The sequence below is a fragment of the Stenotrophomonas sp. CFBP 13725 genome, from assembly GCF_014841935.1.
Lineage (GTDB): Bacteria > Pseudomonadota > Gammaproteobacteria > Xanthomonadales > Xanthomonadaceae > Stenotrophomonas.
The window spans coordinates 249386-269600 of sequence record NZ_JACYUV010000003.1; the positions used below are offsets into that span (position 1 = coordinate 249386).

The following is a 20215-nucleotide window of genomic DNA, read 5'->3' on the forward strand; positions in this document are numbered from 1 at the left end:
GGCGCCGCGCGGGAGGGAACTTCAACGCCAGCGGGATTACAGGCGCTGCAGCGCCATCTCACCCGCGGTGACGCGCAGCACCGAGCCCTGCTCGTACCAGTCACCCAGCACGATGCGGGTGCATGGGTGTCCTCCCACGTCCAACGTATGCACCGCCGGGCGGTGGGTGTGACCATGGATCATCGTACTCACGCCGTAGCGGACGAAGGTCGCCTGCACTTCATCCGGCGCCACATCGGTGACGGTCTCGAACTGCGCGCGGTCACCCTGCTTCATCTCCGACTGACGGCTCTGGCTCGCATCACGCGCCTTCTGCGCGAAGGCAATGCGCGCCGCCAACGGCTGCGCGAGGAACTGCGCCTGGAAGGCCGGGTCGCGGGTCTGCGCACGGAACTGCTGGTAGGGAAGGTCATCGGTGCACAGCAGGTCGCCGTGCTGCAGCAGCACGGGCTTGCCGTACAGATCGATCACGCAGGGGTCGGGCAGTATCCGCATGCCCGCGCGCGCGGCATAGGCCTCGCCGAGCAGGAAGTCCCGGTTGCCCCGGATGAAGTAGACCGGGACCCCGGCATCGGCCACTGCTTTCAGCGCGATGGCCACGGCATCCGCAGCAGGCGAGGGCGTGTCATCGCCGATCCAGGCCTCGAACAGGTCACCCAGGACGTACAGCGCGTCGGCCGTCATGGCCTCCTTGCGCAGGAAGGCGAGGAACAGGTCAGTGATGGCCGGACGGCTGGCATCCAGATGCAGGTCGGCAATGAACAACGTAGTCATGCCGTCATTCTACCGTCGGTGGCTGGATCGTGAAGTGGATGCCCGCGGGAGCCGGTGTGCGTCTACACCGACAGCGGCAACCAGGCCAGGCTGCCCCACGCCAGCAGCCCGGCGATGCCGGTCGCCGCCAACACGTCGCTGGGATAGTGCAGTCCCAGCACCACGCGTGATGCCGCCACGCACAGGGTGAACGGCACCAGCAGCGGTGCCAGCCACGGGTAGTACGCCAGCGCCACGATGGTGAAAGACACCGCGTGCAGCGTGTGCCCGGACGGAAAACTGAACTCGTCCAGCGGCGCCACCCATGCGCGGATGCGCAGGTCGGCCTTGTACGGACGCGGACGCCGGGTCCAGCGCTTCAGGCCCTTGTACAGCAGCAGGGCGGCCAGCCCGGTCGCCGCCATATGGGTACTGGCGCGCAGTCCGTCCATGCCGTCCACCAGCACCAGCGCGCCCATCAGCACATACCAGAACACGCCATCGCCCAGCCGGCTGATCGACGCGAACACGGAGCGGATGCGGCGACGGCGGCAGTAAAGATTGGCCCGCCGGCACCAGCGGGTCTCGCGGCCAAGCAACAGATCAAGCGGCGTGGTGCGCATGGAGCCTCCGGGCGTGGGCAAGTTCGGCGAGCAGGGCATCGAACTCAGCGACAACGTGCTGGGGATGCAGGCGTTTCATGTCCCGTGCGGCCTGGCCGCCCAACGTGCGGCGCAGTGCGTCATCGCCTGCCAGTCGCAGCGTCGCCTCGATGAACTGCTCGTCGGTGTCCACCGAGGCCCCGTTCTCGCCATTGCGCAGGTACTCGCGGGCCGCACCGTAGTCGAACGCGACCGTGGCGACGCCGCTGGCCATGGCTTCCAGCGTCACGTTGCCGAAGGTTTCGCTGCGGCTGGGAAACAGAAACAGATCACCGCTGGCGAAGTGACGCGACAGCGCTTCGCCGCGCTGCACGCCGCAGAACAGGAAATCTGGGTTCTCATGGGCCAGCTTGGCACGCGCCGGCCCGTCGCCGACGAACACGAAGCGCGCTTTCGGACGCAGCTGCTGCAGGCGCCGGAACGCCTTCACCGCCAGGCCGAGGTTCTTTTCCGCGGCGATGCGCCCCACGTAGATGGCGGCGAATCCCGTACCGTCGATGCCCCAGTCTTCGCGCAGCGCCGGGTCGCGCTTGGCCGGATCGAACTGCTGGCTGTCCACCGCCCGGGCCAGCAGGCGGACCCGCTCGAAGCCTTCGCCGGTGAGGAACTCCTGCAGCTCGCGGGTGGGCACCAGGGTGGCGTCTGCCTGGTTATGGAATCGCCGCATCCAGCGCAGCGCAGCGGCCTGCAACCAGGCCACGCCGTAGTCGGGCAGGTATTCGTCGAAGCGCGTATGGAAGCCGGTGGCGACCGGGATGCCCAGCCGGCGTGCGCAGCGCAGCGCCGACCAGCCCAGTGGGCCTTCGGTGGCGATGTAGATCGCATCGGGGCGCTGTGCCTGCCAATGGCGCCCCAGCCGGAGCGGTGCAGGCAGGCCGAAGCGCAGGCCGGGGTAACGCGGCAGGGCCGCACCGGGCACCAGGAACGTCCCGTCCAGCGGCGCGCTGTCGGCCACCTGACGAGGCCGGATGAGGTCCACCTCATGCCCGGCCTGGCGCAGGCCCAGTTCCAGCCCCTGCACGGTCAGGGCCACGCCGTTGACTTCCGGAGGATAGGTCTCGGTGACGATCGCGTAGCGCATGGGGCTCTCCCGTTTGTGGGCATGCTGTGCGCTGGCCATGTCCCTGCCGTGACCGCATTGCGACCGTCGCATGACGGGTGGTGGGTCGAACGGGTTGGACCCCCTCGCGGCGGGCTGTTTCAAGGCTACTGCGGGAGGGCCGGGCGGTGGGGCCGGGCGGGGGACGGCAAGGGCCGCATCCATGCGGGCCTCGTTTCGTGCCATCCATGGCACTCAACGCCCCCGCCCAGCCCCACCGCCCGGCCCCTGACAGGTTCCGTGGCCGCCCGCCGCGTATAAAAAAAGAAGAAAAGCGGTAGCGCCGACCCATGGTCGGCGGAATGTTTCCGGCAACGGCCCGCTGCGCTCGCCGACCATGGGTCGGCGCTACCGGCTCAGGCCGCAGCGGATCAATCGACGTGGTAGCGCCGAGCCGTGCTCGGCGGAATGTTTCCGCCAACGGCCCGCTGCGCTCGCCGACCATGAGTCGGCGCTACCGGCTCAGGCCGCAGCGGATCAATCGACGTGGTAACGCCGAGCCGTGCTCGGCGAAATGTTTCCGGCAACGGCCCGCTGCGCTCGCCGACCATGGGTCGGCGCTACCGGCTCAGGCCACGAACGGCTTGAACTGGATCCCTAGTCCGGCCATGCCGTCGATTTCGCCGATCAGGTCGGCGCGCAGCAGGGGCCGCGGATCAATGAAGGCCTGCGGGACGATCAGTGACAGCCGATCTTCTTCCGCGGTGAGCTCCAGCGCCGGCAACGGCGTGGACTCATGCGCGCGGTTGACCAGCACCGCCAGCCGCAGCAGGGCGGCCAGCCGGCGTGCCGGCACCACCAGGCGCTCGGGCAGTGCCTCGAAGGCACTCTTCGGCACATTGCGCCGATGCGTGCGCACCAGCGCCGCCAGCATGTGCTGCTCCTGGCGCGAGAACCCGGCGATATCCGAGTTTTCCAGCAGATAGCTGCCGTGGGTGTGGTAACCGCTGTGCGCGATCATCAGGCCCATCTCGTGCAGGCGTGCCGCCCAGGACAGCATGCGCGCGTCATCCGCTTCCAGCTTCCAGGTGTCCTGCACCTGGTCGAACAACGCCAACGCCGTGGCCTGTACGCGGTCCGCCTGCGCGACGTCGATGTCATAGCGCACCGTCAGTGCGTCGATCGACACATCGCGCGGATCGTTCTCGCCGGCGCGGCCGACGATGTCGTACAGAATGCCTTCGCGCATCGCCGCCTTGCTGACCAGCAGCTTCTGCAGGCCCAGCGCCTGGAACGCCGCCTCCAGCACCAGCACGCCACCGGCGATGATCGGCCGACGATCGCCCCCCAGTCCGGGCAGCACGATGTCCTCGATCTTCTTCGCCTTCAGCAGTTCGTCGCGCAACTGCGGCAGGGCCTCTGCCGTGATCGCGCCCTTGCTCAGTTTCATCGTCGCGCAGATTTCGCTGATCGCCTTGTGCGTACCCGACGATCCCAGCGCCTCGTCCCAGCCCAGCGCCCGGTACTTGCTGGCAAAGGGCTGGAACTCGCGGCCGATCTCGGCCAGCGCGTCTTTCCAGCGCTTGCGGCTGAGCTTGCCACCGGGGAAGAAACGCCGCGTGCTGGCAATGCAGCCCGCCTGCAGGCTTTCGCGCTCCAGGGTCTGCATGCCGGATCCGATGATGAACTCGGTGGAGCCGCCGCCGATGTCGATCACCAGGCGGCGCTGGCCTTCTTTCGGCGGCTGCGCGTGGGCCACGCCCAGGTAGATCAGGCGCGCTTCTTCGCGGCCGCTGACCACCTCGATGGAATGGCCCAGCGCGGTCTCGGCCGGCATCAGGAACGCCTGCGGCGAGCGCAGTTGGCGCACGGTGTTGGTGGCCAGTGCGCGCACGCGGTGCGGTGGTACATCGCGGATGCGCTGGCCGAAACGGGCCAGGCATTCCAGCGCGCGCTGGCGCGCCTCGCTGGACAGCCCGCCCTTTCCGTCCAGGCCATCGGCCATGCGCACCGTCTCGCGCAGGCGATCCACTACACGCAGTTGCCCCAGCGTGTAACGGGCGATGACCATGTGGAAACTGTTGGAGCCAAGGTCGATAGCGGCCAGCAGGTCACCATCGTTGAGCGCGGGGGAAGTCGTGGTATGCGGCATGCGCAGATAGTAGCCGAAGGCGGGTGCTGCTCGTCACCGCACCGCCTTCACGTCGTTGCGCTGCAGCGGCCGTCAAAGCCCCTGCATCAGCCCCATCTGTGCCGAATGCGGTGCCTCATCGTGCGCCGGTGCCAGTTTCACGTAGCGCCCGTCGGCCTGCAGTTCCCAGGCATTGAGGTTGTCATCCAGGTAGTTCTGCAGCACCTCGCGGTACACGCGGCGGGCCAGCGCCGGATCCAGGATCGGGAAGCCGGTTTCCACCCGGCGCAGCAGGTTGCGTTCCAACCAGTCCGCACTGGCGCAATACAGTTCCGGCGCGCCGTCGTTGCCGAACCAGTACACCCGGCTGTGCTCCAGGAAACGGCCGACGATCGAACGCACGCGGATGGTGTCGGACACTCCCGGCACGCCCGGGCGCAGCGTGCACGCACCGCGGATGATCAGGTCGATCTGCACCCCCGCCTGCGAGGCGGCATACAGCGCACGCACCACCTGCGGTTCGTTGAGGGCATTCATCTTGGCGATGATGCGCGCGGGATGGCCGGCCTTGGCGATGGCGGTCTCGCGTTCGATGCGCTTGAGCACGCCGGTATGCAGGGTGAAGGGAGACTGCAGCAGGTGCTTCAGCTTGGCCTTGGAGGCCAGTCCGGACAGCTGCTGGAACAGCAGGTGCACGTCGTTGCCGATGTCCGCATCGGCGGTGATCAGGCTGATGTCGGTATAGGCGCGTGCGGTGCCACTGTGATAATTGCCGGTACCCAGATGTACGTAACGGCGCAGCTTGCGGCCTTCGCGACGCACGATCAGCAGCATCTTGGCGTGGGTCTTGAAGCCGACCACGCCGTACACCACCTGCACGCCGGCTTCCTGCAGGCGATCAGCCAGGCCCAGGTTGGCCTCTTCGTCGAAGCGCGCACGCAGTTCAACCACCACGGTGACGTCCTTGCCGTTGTGCGCGGCCTGGATGAGCGCCTCCACGATCAGCGAGTCCTTGCCGGTGCGGTACAGCGTCTGCTTGATCGCCAGGACGTTCGGATCCACCGCAGCCTGCTTGATCAGGTCCAGCACCGTGCCGAACGAGTCGAACGGGTGGTGCAGCAGTACATCCTGGCGGGCCACGGTTTCGAAGATGCCGTCCCCTTCGCGCGTGGTGCGCGGGGACATCGGCGGGTACTTCAGGTCCGGGCGTGCCAGCACGTCATACAACTGGATGACGCGGTTGAGGTTGACCGGGCCATCGATGTAATAGACCGCGTTCTCGGTCAGGCCGAAGTTCTGCAGCAGGGTGCGCACGATGTCACGTGGCGTGTCCTGGGCGATCTCCAGGCGCACCGCCGGCCGGTAGCCGCGGTCCACCAGCTCATCGCGCAGTGCCAGTGCCAGGTTCTCGACTTCTTCTTCGTCCACCACCAGCTCGGAATTGCGGGTGACGCGGAACTGGTACGCGCCCTCGACCTCCATCCCCGGGAACAGCTCATCGACGAACGCCGACAGCATCGAGGACAGGAACACGAAGTTCTGCCCACCGCCCAGCCGTTCCGGCAGCTGGATGATGCGCGGCAGCGAGCGCGGAGCGCGCACGATGGCCAGGTGGCCACTGCGGCCGAACGCATCCACGCCCTTCAGCACCACCACGATGTTCAGCGACTTGTTGAGGATCTTCGGGAACGGATGTACCGGATCCAGGCCGAGCGGCGACAGCACCGGCATGATCTCGTTGCGGAAATAGGCGCGCAGCCAGCGTTTCTGCCGGTGCGTCCACGAGTGGCGGCCCAGCACGCCGATGCCGGCGTCCTGCAGGGCAGGGCGCAGCACGTCGTTCCAGCAACGGTACTGCTGGTCCACCAGCTCGGCGGCGCGGTCATGGATGGCGTTGAGAATCGCCTGCGGGCTCATGCCGTCCGGCGCCGGCGGCAGGCCGAACTCCTGGGCGTGGCGCACGGCGGCAGCACGGATCTCGAAGAATTCGTCCAGGTTCGTGCAGGAAATGCACATGAATCGCAGACGCTCCAGCAACGGCACCTGCGGGTCCAGCGCCTGCGCCAGCACGCGGAAGTTGAAGTCCAGCTGGGACAGCTCACGGTTGATGTAAAGCGCCGGATCCCGCAGTGGATCGGCTTCCGGATTCAGGGGAACGGGGAGGGATCCAAGGCTGCTCATGATGTCAATCTTCGGCTTGGTGATGGGGAGCCGTCTCACGCACGCGTACGTGCTCGGCGTCGAAATGGCAGGAGAACGTCGAGCCCTTGCCGACCTCGCTCTGGATCTCCAGGCGGGCGTGGTGAAGGCCGAGGATGTGCTTGACGATGGACAGGCCCAGGCCGGTGCCGCCGCTTTCGCGCGAACGGCTGCTGGACACGCGGTAGAACCGCTCGGTCAGGCGCGGCAGGTGGTTGGCCGGGATGCCGTAGCCGGTGTCACGCACCGCCAGCATCACCCCGTCGCCTTCGCGGCTGAAGGTCACCCGCACCTGGCCGTCCACAGGGGTGTAGCGCACGGCATTGGTGACCAGGTTGGAGAACGCACTGTGCAGTTCCTTGATGGATCCGCTCAGGTCCACGCCGGCCAGATCTTCCACGGTGATCCTGTGCCGGCCCTGGCTGTGCGCTTCGGCCTCGCGTCGCAGGGTGGCCAGCATCGGCAGCATCGCCACGGTCTCGGCCTCGCCGGTTTCCTGCGATTCCAGCCGCGACAGGGTCAGCAGGTCTTCCACCAACTGGGCCATGCGCTGGCTCTGCTTGCGCATTTCTTCCAGCATCGGCCCGGTGCCCGGGAAATCCTCCGGGTCCATCATGTCCAGGTAACCGTGCACCACGGTCAGGGGGGTGCGCAGCTCGTGCGACACGTTGGCCACGAAGTCACGGCGCACCTGTTCCAGCCGCAGCAGCTTGCTGACATCGCGGGCGATCAGCAGCCAGTGGTCGGACGAATACGGAATCAGGCGCAGGTTGAGGCGGATCGCCGGATCGACCGGCGAGGCGACGTCCAGAATCGGTTCGGCATTGCGGCCACCGGCCAGCCAATGTGCCAGCGGCATCGGTTGCAGGCGCTGCACCAGCGCCTGGCCCAGATCGCCCGGATGGTGCAGGCCGAGCAGCGTGGTGGCGGCTTCGTTGAACCACTGCACGCGCTGGCTGTTGCGGTCCAGCACCACCACCGCATCGGGCAGGGCGGCGGCGGCGGCACGGTAGCTGCGCAGCATGTCCAGCAGGCGGCGCTTGCGCACGCGCATTTCGTGCTGGTTGCGCGATACCACGCGGTCCAGCTCGTTCCACACGCCCGCGCCCTCGGCGATCTCCCAGCGCTGGCGCGCGGTCAACCGGCCCAGCACCCGGCGCAGACGCCAGTAATGCCAGCCCAGTGCGCCGATCGCCGCCACGGCGAGCCCCATCCAGACATCGCCCAGCAACGCACCCACCACGCCGGCCAACACCAGCACCGTGGCCAGGGTGGCCAGGGTCTTCAACCAGGCAGAACGGATGTGACGCGGCATTGCAGGTACCAGTGAAAGTGGATGAAGAAGGTCGCCCAGCCCCGCACTGTAGCGGGGTGGCGCGACAGGCGATCAGGTAGAGGTGGAAAAACGATAACCGGCGCCGCGCACGGTCTGCACCATGTTCTCCGCGTTGAACGGTTCCAGCGTCTTGCGCAGGCGGCGGATGTGCACGTCGATGGTGCGCTCCTCCACGTACACGCTGCCGCCCCACACATGGTCCAGCAACTGGGTGCGGGTATACACGCGCTCAGGGTGGGTCATGAAGAAGTGCAGCAGGCGGTATTCGGTCGGGCCGATCGGCACCGGCTGGTCGTTGGCGAACACGCGGTGCGCGGCGCCGTCGATACGGATCACCCCCACCGCCACGCTGCCGTCTTCGTCATCGTCGCGGGCCCGGCGCATCACGGCCCGGATACGCGCCAGCAGCTCGCGCGCGGAGAACGGCTTGACCACATAGTCATCGACGCCGGCTTCCAGCCCACCCACCCGATCATTTTCCTCACCGCGCGCGGTCAGCATGATGATCGGTACTTCGCGGGTCAGCGCTTCTTTGCGCCAGCGGCGGGCAAGGTCCAGGCCGCTGGTGCCGGGCAGCATCCAGTCCAGCAGGATCAGGTCCGGCACACGGTCGGCGATGGCCGTCTGTGCTTCGCGGGCATCGCCCGCATGGATCGGCTCGTAATCCCCTTTGCGCAGCGCAAAGGCGACCATTTCGCGGATCGCGGGTTCGTCGTCGACGATCAGGATGCGTTTCTGCACAAGGCCACCGTAATGCTCATCAGATCGGGAATGACGTCAGTAGACTACGATTTGATGACAGGTTTGTGACCCACGGCGCGCAGATGTCATACAAACCCCCAAAGGGGTAGAGCCGACTTCAGTCGGCTCCCCAAATCCCGCCCCAATAAACCCACTCAGCGCCGTTCCAGCTCCGGATCATTCACCCCCTGCCGCCGCATCTCCAGCACGGTGGGGGTGATCGTCTCGATACGCGCATCCACCCGCGCCCGGCTGACATAGTCCAGCTCCGGCTGCCGCTTCAGCGCCTGCAGTTGCATCAGCGCCTGCTCCGGACGGCCATTGAGATAGGCCGCCTCCGCATACGCCTCACTGGCCCGGTGGCCATCGCCCGCCAGTTCACTGGCCCGCGCGAAACGCTGTTGGAAGACCGGATCGTTGCCGCTTTGTGACAGCAGCGGCCGCAGCATCGCCTGTGCACGCTGGCCCGCCACCTGGCCGCCCTGTTCATTGAGGATCTGCGCGAAGGTCAGGGCGACCGGACGGCTGCCCGGATGCTGCCGCAGCAACTGTTCGAACCGCTCGTTGGCCTGGGCCGGGTGCCCCGAACGCGATTCGGCTTCGCCCAGCGCCAGGCTCACCCACAGATTGGCCGGGTCGGCATCGTGCAGCTCCGCCAGGGCACGCGCTGCGCCGACCGCCCCGCCGGTCCCGGTGGTCAGCTGGGCCAGCGCCTGCCCATACCGCTGCGCCGGGGTCAGGCCGCCTTTCTGGCTGCGTGACAGCGATTCGTACTCCCGCGTCAGCTCGGAAGGCGTGGGCGCACTGAGCACCCGCAGGCGCTCGCGGGCCCAGTCGAACTGGCCGCTGGCACCGCGGCTGAGCGAGCCGACCGCTACCTGCATGCCTGGCGGCAGCAGCAGGTTCTGCCGGCGCGAGATCGGATCAGACAGCCCCGGGTCGCTGGGATTCACCCGTTCCTGGCGCACGCCACCGGGGACTTCGGTGGTCAGCACCACCGTGTCCTTCTTCATCTGCTCGGCGCGCAGCTTGGCCTCGCTGATGCGGGTGGTGTTGACCGGATGGGTGCGCAGGAAGTCCGGCACGGTGTAGCCGCCGTCGTTGCCGCGCATCGAAGCGCTCATGCGCTCGAAGAAGCCGGCCATCGCATCCACGTCGTAGCCACTGCGGGCCAGGGTGCGGATGCCCAGGCGATCGGCTTCGGATTCGTTGGAGCGCGTGTAGTCGATCTGCCGCTGCTGCATCAGGCCCATGCCCGAGGCGATACTGGCCATGGTCGCGTTGCCGGCCGAATTGCCGCCGGCCTGCTGCGCGGCCACCACGGCGGCCAGCATGCCCAGCAGGATCGGGATCTGGTCGCGCTGGGCGCGTTCGACACCGCGCAGCACGTGCTGCTGGGTCACATGGGCGATTTCGTGGGACAGCACGGCCGCCACTTCATCCTCGCGCTCGGCGGTCAGCACCAGCCCCGCGTTGACCCCGATATAGCCGCCCAACGTGGCGAAGGCATTGATCTGCCGGTCTTTCATCATGAAGAACGTGTAGGACTGACGCGGCTGCGCACTGTTGGAGCCCAGCCGGGTGCCCATGGTCTGCAGCCACTCGGTGACCAGCGGGTCGTCCAGCAGGTAGCCGTAGTTGCGCAGCTCCCGCAGCATCATCCCGCCGTACTCGGCCTGCCGTGCAGGGGTCAGCAGTTCACCCGCCGACGAGCCGATGTCGGGCAGCGATTCCTGCGCCTGCGCCAGCGGCATGGCCAGCGCGAGGGTCAGGGCGGCGGAAAGCAGCAACAGTCGCAAGCGGTCAGTCCTCGGGCAGCGTCCCACAGCGTGGCAGGCCGGGGGGAAACCTATCGTTAATCCACAGTGTTGCGGCCGTGGCGTGGATTTTCCATCAGGCCGCTACCATATACAGACAGTCGAACCGTCGTGGAGTTTCCCGTGAGCCAAGTTGAACAGCCTACCGGTGGCGCGCCCACCATCACCATTTATTCCACCGCCGTGTGCCCGTACTGCGTGGCCGCCAAGAACTTCCTCAAGAGCAAGGGCGCGCAGTGGACCGAGGTGCGCATCGACCTCGATTCGGTCGAGCGCGAGAAGATGATGGCCAAGACCCGCCGCACCAGCGTGCCGCAGATCTTCGTCGGCGACGTCCACGTGGGCGGCTACGACGACATGATGGCCCTGCATCGTGCAGGCAAGCTGGAACCGCTGCTGGCCGGGCAGGCGCAGGCATGAGCACGGCCGACGACAGCGCGGACAAGCTGGCCGAGTTCACCGCCTACCGCAAGAAGATGAACGAGCGCATCCTGGCCGAACCCAACCAGGTGGTGCGCCGCTTCTTCGCGCTGGACACGCAGACCTACCAGGCCGGCGCGTTGGATGTGAAGACCAAGGAGCTGCTGGGTCTGGTGGCCTCGATGGTGCTGCGATGCGATGACTGCATCAGCTACCACGTCGCCCAGTGCAAAGAAGCCGGTGTCAGTCGCGAAGAGTTCTTCGAGACCTTCTCGGTGGGCCTGGTGGTGGGTGGATCGATCGTGATCCCGCACCTGCGCCGCGCGGTGGACTTCCTGGACCAGCTGGAAGCCGGCGCCGTCGCCCCCGCCGCGCACGAGCACTGAGCCACGCCGCGGCGGGCCGCGTCCTTCCGCCCGGATCCGGTAGCGCCGAGCCACGCTCGGCGGCTTTCCGCTGCGCTCCCGATCATGGATCGGCGCTACCAGACCCCGCAGCGCGTCTGGTGACACAGCCCCTTCTGTTGAAGGGGCGCGCCGACAGGCGGGGGTAGAGGAAGAATGCGCGGGCAATTGTGCCTCTGCCGGCCTCACACTTTGGTCTATTTGGGGCCTTCGACCCGGCTGAGGCATAATTGCGGGTGAAACTTACCTGCGCCGGTGCACCGGGCACCCCCGGACGGCGTTTTTCCCCCAGTTCGGAATATCGATCAATGACGCAGAAAATCACGGTCATCCGCGGCGATGGCATCGGCCCGGAGATCATGGACGCTACGCTGTACGTCCTGGACAAGCTCAACGCCGGCCTGGAATACGAAGACGCCGATGCAGGCCTGGTCGCGCTGGAGAAGCACGGCGACCTGATGCCGGCCTCCACGCTGGAGTCGATCGCGCGCAACAAGATCGCCCTGAAGAGCCCGCTCAGCACGCCGATCGGTGGTGGCTTCACCTCGATCAATGTCAGCCTGCGCCGCCACTTCGACCTGTACGCGAACGTCCGCCCGGCGCATACCTTCCCGAACACCAAGTCGCGTTTCGAGAACGTCAACCTGGTGACCGTGCGCGAGAACACCGAAGGCGCCTACCTGGCCGAGGGCCAGGAAGTGTCGGCCGATGGTGAGACCGCGTTCTCCGGCACCCGCATCACCCGCAAGGGCTCCGAGCGCATCGTGCGCTACGCCTTCGAGCTGGCCCGCGCGACCGGCCGCAAGAAGGTCACCGCGGTGCACAAGGCCAACATCATCAAGTCGACCTCGGGCCTGTTCCTGGCCGTGGCGCGCGAAGTGGCGGCCAAGTACCCGGACATCGAGTTCCAGGAAATGATCGTCGACAACTGCTGCATGCAGCTGGTGATGCGTCCGGAGCAGTTCGATGTGATCGTCACCACCAACCTGTTCGGCGACATCATTTCCGACCTGTGCGCCGGTCTGGTCGGCGGCCTGGGCCTGGCCCCGGGCGCCAACATCGGTGAGAACGCGGCCATCTTCGAAGCCGTGCACGGCACCGCGCCGGACATCGCCGGCCAGGGCAAGGCCAATCCCTGCGCCCTGCTGCTGGCAGCGGCTCAGATGCTCGACCATATCGGCCAGCCCGAAAATGCCGAGCGCCTGCGCAAGGCCATCGTCGCCACGATGGAAGCCAAGGATTCGCTGACCGGCGACCTCGGCGGCACCGGCAACACCATGGGCTTCGCCCAGGCCATCGCCAGCCGCCTGTAAGCGGCCTGCGTCATCGGCTCGAGCGGGATCAGCGGGGCGCCTTCGGGCGCCTCGCTGCGTTTGTAGGGCAGGGCGCTCATCTGTGCGAATTCAGCACAGATGGGGTGCGTCCAAGGGGCTGGTTGGTGCGTGGCCGCAGGGTCACCATGGCCGCACTTCCTCCCCATCCAGGTACACCCCATGAACATTGCAGCATTCGGCCTGGCCAGCCTGATCGGCATGGCCGCCGTCGCCCCGGTCGCCGCCGCCGAGCCGGCCCACCCCACCATCCGCCAGATGGCCGGTGCCACCGCCATTGATGCCCTGCAGGCTGACAAGACGGCCATCATCGTCATCGATTTCCAGAACGAATATTTCCCGGGCGGCCGCATGGTCATCCCGGATGGCACCGCGGCCCTGAAGAACACCCGCCGCCTGATCGACGCCGCCGATGCCAAAGGCATCCGGGTGATCCACGTACAGCATGTGTTGCCGGCCGGTGCGCCGTTGTTCGCTGAAGGCGGCAAGACCGTGCAGTTCCACCCCGACATGCAGCCGCGCGCAGGCGAAACGGTCGTGCAGAAGGACAACGTCAGCGTGTTCGCCGGTCATTCGGCCGCGGTGATGGACAAGACCTTGAAGGACGCCGGCATCGACACCCTGATCATCACCGGCCTGCAGACCCACGCCTGTGTGTCTGGCGCGACCCGTGATGCCGCGGCCGCCCCGCGCGGTTACCGCGTGATCGTGTCGTCCGACGCCACGGCCACCCGTGACCTGGACCTGGCCACCGGCGCCAAGGTGGACCACAAGACCCTGCACGCAGCCAGTCTGGCCACGCTGGAAGATACCTATGGCGACGTCATGACCACCGACGCCATCATCGGTCTGGTCAACAAGGCCAGCGCCGTCGCGCGCTGATAAGCTGGCCGCGCCCGCAGCACGCGGGCGCTGGCCGGAGCTTGGCTGAGATGGACCATTTCGCCGCCCTGCGCGCGCTGCGTTCGATCGTGGAAGCGGGCAGCTTCACTGCCGCCGCCGAGCGCCTGGGCACCACCCATTCGGCGATGTCACGGCAGCTGCGGCAGTTGGAAGAGCACCTGCAGGCCCGCCTGCTGGATCGCAACAGCCGCCGTTTCTCGTTGACCGAGGCCGGCCGGCAGTATTACGCCGAGGCGGTCGAGCTGCTTGATCGACTGGAACTTGCCGACAATCGGGCGCGGGCCGGCCAGGTACAGCCCAGTGGGCGCCTGCGCATCAGCGTGCCCCAAGTGGTGGCCAGCCAGGAATTGCCGCACTGGCTGCCCGCGTTCCTGACCCGCTATCCGGATGTCGCGCTGGACCTGTGCGCTGATGACCAACTGGTGGACGTGGTGGGCGGTGGCTTCGATCTTGCCCTGCGCATTGCCCACGAACTGCCCGACAGCCAGATGGTGGCGCGCGAGCTGGCGCGGTGCGATCTCGTGCTGGTCGCCGCACCCGCGTACATCGCACGGCACGGACTGCCGCGGCAGGCTGCCGAACTGCACCAGCATGCCCTGTTGGCGTTCAGCCCGACCGCGGCGCGTGCAGCGTGGCACCTGCACGGACCGCGCGGCGTGTCGCTGACGGTTGAACCCGGTCAACGGCTGTGCGTGGATGCCACCCCGGCCCTGTATGCCGCCACGCTGGCGGGTATGGGCATCACCCTGCTCACGGCCCTGACCGTGCAGGAAGACCTGCGCGCCGGCCGGCTGATCCGCATCCTGCCGGCCTGGAACGGCGGCCGCCGCCACTACTTCGCACTGTATCCCCATGCACGCGCCATGGCCGCCAAAGTGCGCGTCCTGGTAGAGCACCTGCAGACCCACTACGCCGCACTGCAGGCCTCCCTCGACGCCCGCTGACGAATGGGCGGGTCGACATTGACGGTGAATGGGTGGGTAGCGCCGAGCCACGCTCGGCGAGCGCGCAGCGCGGCGCCTTTGCCTTTCCGCCGAGCACGGCTCGGCGCTACCGAAGCAGCATCACGAACACCCGAAGCCCGGTAGCGCCGAGCCACGCTCGGCGAGCGCGCAGCGCGGCGCCTCTGCCTTTCCGCCGAGCACGGCTCGGCGCTCCCAAAGCAGCATCACGCAGACCCGAAGCCGGGTAGCGCCGAGCCACGCTCGGCGAGCACGCAGCGCGGCGCCTCTGCCTTTCCGCCGAGCACGGCTCGGCGTTACCAAAGCAGCATCACAAACACCCGAAACCGGGTAGCGCCGAGCCACGCTCGGCGAGCGCGCAGCGCGGCGCCTCTGCCTTTCCGCCGAGCACGGCTCGGCGCTCCCAAAGCAGCATCACGCACACCCGAAGCCGGGTAGCGCCGAGCCACGCTCGGCGAGCGCACAGCGCGGCGCCTCTGCCCTTCCGCCGAGCACAGCTCGGCGTTACAAAAGCAGCATCACGCAGAACCCAACGCGCGCGATCAGCGCTGCTGGATCTTCGACAGCAGGCGCAGGAACTCCACGTACAGCCACACCAGCGTCACCATCAGGCCAAACGCGCCGTACCACTCCATGAACTTCGGTGCGCCCTGCTCAACACCGCTTTCAATGAAGTCGAAATCCAGCACCAGGTTCAACGCCGCCACGATCACCACGAACACGCTGAACGCGATGCCCAGGCCGCTGGCCTCATGAATCACCGGCACGTTGATGCCGAACAGGCCCAGCACGATCGACGCCAGATACAGCAGCGCGATCCCGCCGGTCGCGGCCACCACGCCCAGCTTGAAGTTCTCGGTGGCCTTGATCAGCCCACTGCGATACGCGACCAGCAGCGCAACCAGCGTGCCGAACGTCGCCAGCACAGCCTGGAACACGATGCCCGGGAAGCGCTGCTCGAACACAGCGGAGATGGCACCGAGGAACAGGCCCTCCACCAGCGCATACATCGGCGCGGTCACCGGCGCCCAGGTCTTCTTGAACACGGTGATCAGGGCCAGGATCAGGCCACCGACCGCGCCGCCGATGGCGTAGCCCATGCCCGCCGACGACAGCGTGCCGGCCATCTCGCCGCTGGTGACCAGCGCCTGGCTCCACGCAAACGACGCGGTCAGCACGGTCAGCAGCAGCAGCACGCCGGTCTTGTTGACCGTGCCATTGAGGGTCATCACCTGATCGCCGCGCGCCGAAACGGTGCCGCTGCCAAGGTCGAGGAAGGTGGACTCGGAAAGAGCCGGGTTGCCGCTGCGCATGTGCGTTCTCCGTGCGTGAAGGGGTAGGGGGCCATCCGGCCGCTGCGCACGATCATAACGGACACGCTGCGCCCACGGCGTTGAGGCGCCCCGGCGCCTTGCAGATAAGGGGCTGAACCGACCGTTCTGTTTGACAGATCAACGCACGGTTGTTCACAATCCCCGTCTGCTCGTGGGCCCGGCCCCAGGCAGGATGCATCGCCGGGGTATAGCGCAGTCTGGTAGCGCGCCTGCTTTGGGAGCAGGATGTCGGGGGTTCGAATCCCTCTACCCCGACCAACCCATCGCCCTCGATAGAGCGGGTTGGTTAACCGGTTCGGGCGCCCGTAGCTCAACTGGATAGAGCACCGGCCTTCTAAGCCGGCGGTTACAGGTTCGATTCCTGTCGGGCGCACCATATTCCGCAACAGTCTGTGCGTTAAATATCGGTTAAATCGGCCCGCATCCGGAATTGCCTCAGGAAAACGGCGCTGTTTTCACGCCTCGTCGATCTTTGTACTATGGCCGATCAGTGCCGCCCCAGTTGGTGTGGCTCTTTTCAGAGATGTTTCGCCAAGGATGAGGATCAAAGATGAGCAATCACGAGGTTCTGACAGCATTTGCTAGCGCGCTTGAAATAGGTGGTCCGACGCCTGACGGCTTGGTCCACATCACCTTCACTCGGGCCGGTATCGGTGAGCATGACCCGGAGCAGGCAACCAGAACTATCGGGAACGAGAATTTCCGCGCCAAAGAGATCCCGGTTAAGGCGACTGTGGTGCCAGTGGCAACCATCATGGTCCCTTTTTCCGTCTTTAAGACATTTGGCGCAGTATTCGCACAGGTCAATGAGGCGCTCGACCAGCTTCACGAGCAGGGAGCTAACAGAGGCCAAAACCCGGAGCCTGCGACCGACGATGTCGCGTCGACTAAGGATTGACTCCAATGAGTCGGCACCGGGAAGTACCGAACTCGATCAATGAAAGCGTAGTCGTTCCTCACCTGCCTCGCCCTATTTGGGGAGATTTCAACCCGCAGTCGCTAGGCTCCGGTGTGAGCGTTGTGCCAAGCTCTATGGTGGTGGTTCTATTTGCCGCTGACCTGAACCAAATGAAGGAAGCGGTATCAAAGGTCATTGAAAGTGCCCCTGGCGCGCTCAATTTCAATCCCGCTATCACACAACCGAAACTGATTAGTGTGGATCCTATGTTTAAGGGGGAGGCTACTGATGCTCAAGATCTGTTGCACACCTCAGTAGCTGAGGACTCGAGCAGTGACCAAGGAGGTAGGGGAGAGGATGCCGCTGGCCTTGGCGCGCAGGCTTCGAGGCGCGGAGCGCCCAGAACTCGGAAGGTTGAAGAAATGACACATCCAACACGCGATGAGATCGATGCCAAACTCTCAGCTGTCGAAGCTAGGATAGATGGCCGGGTTTCTGAGGCCGTGGGGAAGATCGAGACTCTCTTGGTCAAGATCGATGAGCGAGATAAGTTGCATCAAGTTCAGATGACGAACTTGAATGCGAGAGTGGTGGAACAAATTGCTTCTGCAAGAAGCTCAACGTCGACGATTGTGACGACGGTGATCGGTACTGGCGGTGTAGTCGCAGGGTTGATTTTCGCTGCACTCAGTGCGATGACGGGCAGTTTCGATTCTGGGCGGGACACTGCTCAGCTTACTGGAGCGGCTCAGAAGTATGCTGCCGCTGCTCAGCAATCTGCAGTCGCAGCAGGCAAGTCTGCCGCTGTTGCTAAGGACTTGCATGATCCTGTTAAGGAAGCCGTACCCGCCGAGGCTAGCCCCGCATCAGGAGACGAGGCAAGGCGTGGAAAAACTTCGCCTAAGTAAACTGCTTCGGAGATTTTGCTTTCTCTGATTCTTCCGATGCGTTACTTTCGGAAGAGCCCGACTCCTGAACTAAGGGAAGCGAGTGGTCATAGACGTGCATCATTGCATCGGTCCTATGACCGCTCGCTTCTTTTTTGTTTCCCTTGGTGTCAGTTACCCCTCGGTGCTTCAGGCTGTGGAGGCCAAAACGCTCGTCTTGGCTCAAGACTCCCTCCCTCACCGCGTTGCGCATCATGCGTCCCCACGCAGTCTGCCAGCCATCCTCGGTCAACCGTTCCCCGTCTTCGATGACGAATAGATAGCGGCTCTCCGCCCGGATCGGAACCACTCCCCCGTTTCTAGCCCATATCGCACTCCGCCGTGCCCGTAGCATGACAATTGCATCTTCGGTTTCGGCGCCCTTGCGCACCAGATTGTCGCGACTGCCCTTGCGGCGGTTCGTACGCAACACTTCACCATCTACGTGTGCGTCGGTCAGCGTCAGCACCTCGATACCTCGCAGACGTGCTTGGTACGCGAGCTCCATCGCCGCCCACAGGTGCGCCGGCACCGCGCCCTTCGCGCGAACCCCGCGCGTGCTGCAGTCCTTCGCATAGGCCTGGACGCGGCGAAAAACGTCGATAGCCGGCATCCGGTGGTCAGCCTTTTCCTTGACCTGCTTGATGCCGGCGGCCGGGTTCGTGGTGACATGGTCGTGCTCACGTGCCCAGCCGAACACCCGGCGCAGGTAGCGCAGCCAGTGGTTTGCTTTTGTGGGGGAACCAGGAACGACGGGATCACCCGGCTTCTGACCAGGCAGACCCTGCGCAATGACGTCGATCAGGCGCCGGATGAATCCCGGCGTGAGGCGATCCACGATGGCATCGCCAAGGCTGGTGCCATTCTTGAGGGGGTACGCTTTTATGGCCTTGGCATAGTCCTTGTATCCCTCCTTGGTGGATTGTTTCAGCTGTGCAAAGGCCAAGCTTTCGGCGTGCCGGTCGATGACATAGGCGACAGTGCCGCGCTGCGCTTCACCCTGGCGCGCCTCAATGATTGCGTGCAGGTCGGACATGCGCGCGCTGGGGCCGGCCACGGTCTTTTTGCGATAGCCGTAGCCTTCTTCATGGGGGTTGCGCACGTACCACCTACCGCGGCCGGTGGGATCCCAGTAGATCCCGACCGGCAGCTGGATATGGTCGATATGCGAGGGCAGGTTGGGTGCTGCCTTGCGTGGTCTAGCCATGGTGCTGCAGTGCGTCCTTTCAGATCAGGGAAGCGGGGTAGCTCTCGTTCTCGAAAGCTGGGGAGGTAAGGCCCAGGGCCTCGTTGAGCGCGGCAGTGGTGGTCCAGACGCCGCCCTGGCCGTCGTACTGCACTCGGATCTTTCGCTGCCTGGCCTAGCGCTCCACGGTGGCGAGCCGCGGAAGTTTGCCGGGCCGACAAAGCTCCTGCAGGTCGCGGAACTGGAGAACCTCTCCGATCACGGTCGGCCTCCTTGGGCGCTGGCGCGGACACGGGTGCGCTTCGTGGCCGGGTCAGCGAGGGTGAGCTTGAACTGCAGCACATTGACGGGCTCGACTTGCGTCACAACCTTGCGCGCGCTGCGCGCTGGGCGATTCATCTGACGCCAGCCGCCCAGCGCTGCGTCTGGATCCGCGAGCTTGGCCGTCTTCTTGCACCGGCACTCGACGAAGTGGCCGCCACCGGCGTTGGCGCAGCGCCCAACGTGGATGTGCCGCGCGCTGTGACCGGCGGCGCAGGCGGACAGGCCCTCGGGATTGTCAATCTGGCACTGGGTCATTGGACACCTCGATTGGAAAGCAAGGGAGAAAAGAGAGCCCGATGGGACGGACGAACAACTTCACGAACTCGACGCATGCGGAATTGCACGGCACTGCTGCTGGTCTCGCCGGCCTGTTGCGGACCAGCGCTGACGTGCAGGATCGGGTGCTGGATAAGCGCCACGTCACGCATCACCAGCGACGATTGATCCGGACGCCGTCTCCGGGCGGGGACCGGGAGCTGGCGGACCTGCTCGACATGCTGGCCAAGCATGTGCACCACGGCGCGCATATAGAAGGCGACGCCGAGCAGTTGCTGAAGGACTCCGCCGCAACGCTCCTGGGCGTGATCGGCCCGAAGCTGGTGGCGCTGCAGCGGAACGCTCGCTACCACGTGTTGCTGGAAGCGGCGAACGTGACCCTGCGTAAGCGCGCAGCGGAATGGCTGGACGCAGGCGAGCCCGGACAGACCCGGCATGCGCGCGCGCTGGCCAGCAACCGCGGCCTGGCCGAAGTATTGAATGAGTTGGAGAACCTGAGAGCAGCAATGGCGAGCAAACGAGTGCGCGCGTAGGATTGACCAAACTCGCTTAGTCAGGAAGTCGATGTGGGAA

Annotated in this window: 19 protein-coding genes and 2 tRNA genes; 10 read left to right on the forward strand and 11 right to left on the reverse strand. The window is 65.8% G+C overall.

Annotated elements, in window-relative coordinates; translation table 11 throughout:
* Positions 1-36 precede the first annotated feature (36 nt).
* From lpxH to IFT65_RS07115, 8 genes are all read right to left on the reverse strand, one after another.
* Entirely contained in the window at positions 37-774 is a 738-nt protein-coding gene (gene lpxH, locus IFT65_RS07080) for a UDP-2,3-diacylglucosamine diphosphatase (RefSeq protein WP_188324912.1), read from the reverse strand.
* A gap of 62 nt (positions 775-836) precedes the next feature.
* Positions 837-1376 (reverse strand): phosphatase PAP2 family protein, encoded by a 540-nt coding sequence (locus IFT65_RS07085; RefSeq protein ID WP_192080894.1) that lies wholly within the window; start codon positions 1374-1376, stop codon positions 837-839.
* Positions 1357-2496 (reverse strand): glycosyltransferase family 1 protein, encoded by a 1140-nt coding sequence (locus tag IFT65_RS07090; RefSeq protein WP_188324910.1) that lies wholly within the window; start codon positions 2494-2496, stop codon positions 1357-1359. The genes IFT65_RS07085 and IFT65_RS07090 overlap by 20 nt, the downstream gene beginning before the upstream one ends.
* Before the next feature lie 586 nt (positions 2497-3082).
* Entirely contained in the window at positions 3083-4606 is a 1524-nt protein-coding gene (gene ppx / locus IFT65_RS07095; protein WP_192080895.1) for an exopolyphosphatase, read from the reverse strand.
* 72 nt (positions 4607-4678) lie between these two features.
* Positions 4679-6766 carry a polyphosphate kinase 1 gene (gene ppk1 / locus IFT65_RS07100; protein WP_192080896.1) on the reverse strand — a complete coding sequence of 696 codons (2088 nt, stop codon included), beginning with the start codon at positions 6764-6766 and terminating at the stop codon, positions 4679-4681.
* 4 nt (positions 6767-6770) lie between these two features.
* Positions 6771-8099: a phosphate regulon sensor histidine kinase PhoR gene (gene phoR, locus IFT65_RS07105; RefSeq protein ID WP_192080897.1), complete on the reverse strand. Its 1329-nt coding sequence runs from the start codon at positions 8097-8099 to the stop codon at positions 6771-6773.
* Between the two features lie 72 nt (positions 8100-8171).
* Positions 8172-8861 carry a phosphate regulon transcriptional regulator PhoB gene (gene phoB, locus IFT65_RS07110; RefSeq protein WP_188324906.1) on the reverse strand — a complete coding sequence of 230 codons (690 nt, stop codon included), beginning with the start codon at positions 8859-8861 and terminating at the stop codon, positions 8172-8174.
* Between the two features lie 155 nt (positions 8862-9016).
* Positions 9017-10660 carry a M48 family metalloprotease gene (locus IFT65_RS07115; protein WP_249405076.1) on the reverse strand — a complete coding sequence of 548 codons (1644 nt, stop codon included), beginning with the start codon at positions 10658-10660 and terminating at the stop codon, positions 9017-9019.
* Positions 10661-10801: 141 nt separating this feature from the next.
* On the opposite strand from IFT65_RS07115, the gene grxC reads away from it, so the two are divergent.
* From grxC to IFT65_RS07140, 5 genes are all read left to right on the forward strand, one after another.
* Positions 10802-11098 carry a glutaredoxin 3 gene (gene grxC, locus IFT65_RS07120; RefSeq protein ID WP_188324904.1) on the forward strand — a complete coding sequence of 99 codons (297 nt, stop codon included), beginning with the start codon at positions 10802-10804 and terminating at the stop codon, positions 11096-11098.
* Positions 11095-11484, forward strand: coding sequence for a carboxymuconolactone decarboxylase family protein (locus IFT65_RS07125; protein ID WP_192080898.1), 390 nt, complete (start codon positions 11095-11097; stop codon positions 11482-11484). The genes grxC and IFT65_RS07125 overlap by 4 nt, the downstream gene beginning before the upstream one ends.
* 326 nt (positions 11485-11810) lie before the next feature.
* On the forward strand, positions 11811-12815 hold the full coding sequence (locus tag IFT65_RS07130) for an isocitrate dehydrogenase (RefSeq protein WP_188324902.1): 1005 nt from the start codon (positions 11811-11813) through the stop codon (positions 12813-12815).
* Between the two features lie 180 nt (positions 12816-12995).
* A complete protein-coding gene (locus IFT65_RS07135; RefSeq protein ID WP_192080899.1) occupies positions 12996-13715 on the forward strand; it encodes an isochorismatase family cysteine hydrolase in 720 nt (239 codons plus the stop codon).
* 50 nt (positions 13716-13765) lie between these two features.
* On the forward strand, positions 13766-14680 hold the full coding sequence (locus tag IFT65_RS07140) for a LysR family transcriptional regulator (protein WP_192080900.1): 915 nt from the start codon (positions 13766-13768) through the stop codon (positions 14678-14680).
* A gap of 560 nt (positions 14681-15240) precedes the next feature.
* On the opposite strand, the gene IFT65_RS07145 is transcribed toward IFT65_RS07140, so the two are convergent.
* Entirely contained in the window at positions 15241-16011 is a 771-nt protein-coding gene (locus IFT65_RS07145) for a Bax inhibitor-1/YccA family protein (RefSeq protein WP_188324899.1), read from the reverse strand.
* Positions 16012-16213: 202 nt separating this feature from the next.
* On the opposite strand from IFT65_RS07145, the gene IFT65_RS07150 reads away from it, so the two are divergent.
* The 4 genes from IFT65_RS07150 to IFT65_RS07165 all read left to right on the forward strand — a co-directional run bounded on the left by IFT65_RS07150 (position 16214) and on the right by IFT65_RS07165 (position 17838).
* Positions 16214-16290: transfer RNA gene (locus IFT65_RS07150), tRNA-Pro, on the forward strand.
* Positions 16291-16331: 41 nt separating this feature from the next.
* Positions 16332-16408 (forward strand) — tRNA-Arg (locus tag IFT65_RS07155).
* Between the two features lie 174 nt (positions 16409-16582).
* The gene (locus tag IFT65_RS07160; protein WP_192080901.1) at positions 16583-16930 is read left to right on the forward strand and encodes a hypothetical protein; all 348 of its coding nucleotides are present in this window, start codon (positions 16583-16585) and stop codon (positions 16928-16930) included.
* 5 nt (positions 16931-16935) lie between these two features.
* A complete protein-coding gene (locus tag IFT65_RS07165; protein ID WP_192080902.1) occupies positions 16936-17838 on the forward strand; it encodes a hypothetical protein in 903 nt (300 codons plus the stop codon).
* Here the strand turns inward: IFT65_RS07165 and IFT65_RS07170 are convergent.
* Together IFT65_RS07170 and IFT65_RS07175 are read right to left on the reverse strand one after the other, a co-directional pair.
* Positions 17831-19063 (reverse strand): integrase, encoded by a 1233-nt coding sequence (locus IFT65_RS07170; protein ID WP_249405077.1) that lies wholly within the window; start codon positions 19061-19063, stop codon positions 17831-17833. The genes IFT65_RS07165 and IFT65_RS07170 overlap by 8 nt on opposite strands.
* A gap of 237 nt (positions 19064-19300) precedes the next feature.
* On the reverse strand, positions 19301-19621 hold the full coding sequence (locus tag IFT65_RS07175; protein ID WP_192080903.1) for a hypothetical protein: 321 nt from the start codon (positions 19619-19621) through the stop codon (positions 19301-19303).
* Between the two features lie 41 nt (positions 19622-19662).
* On the opposite strand from IFT65_RS07175, the gene IFT65_RS07180 reads away from it, so the two are divergent.
* Complete coding sequence (locus tag IFT65_RS07180) at positions 19663-20175, forward strand: hypothetical protein (RefSeq protein WP_192080904.1); 513 nt, start codon at positions 19663-19665, stop codon at positions 20173-20175.
* Positions 20176-20215 lie beyond the last annotated feature (40 nt).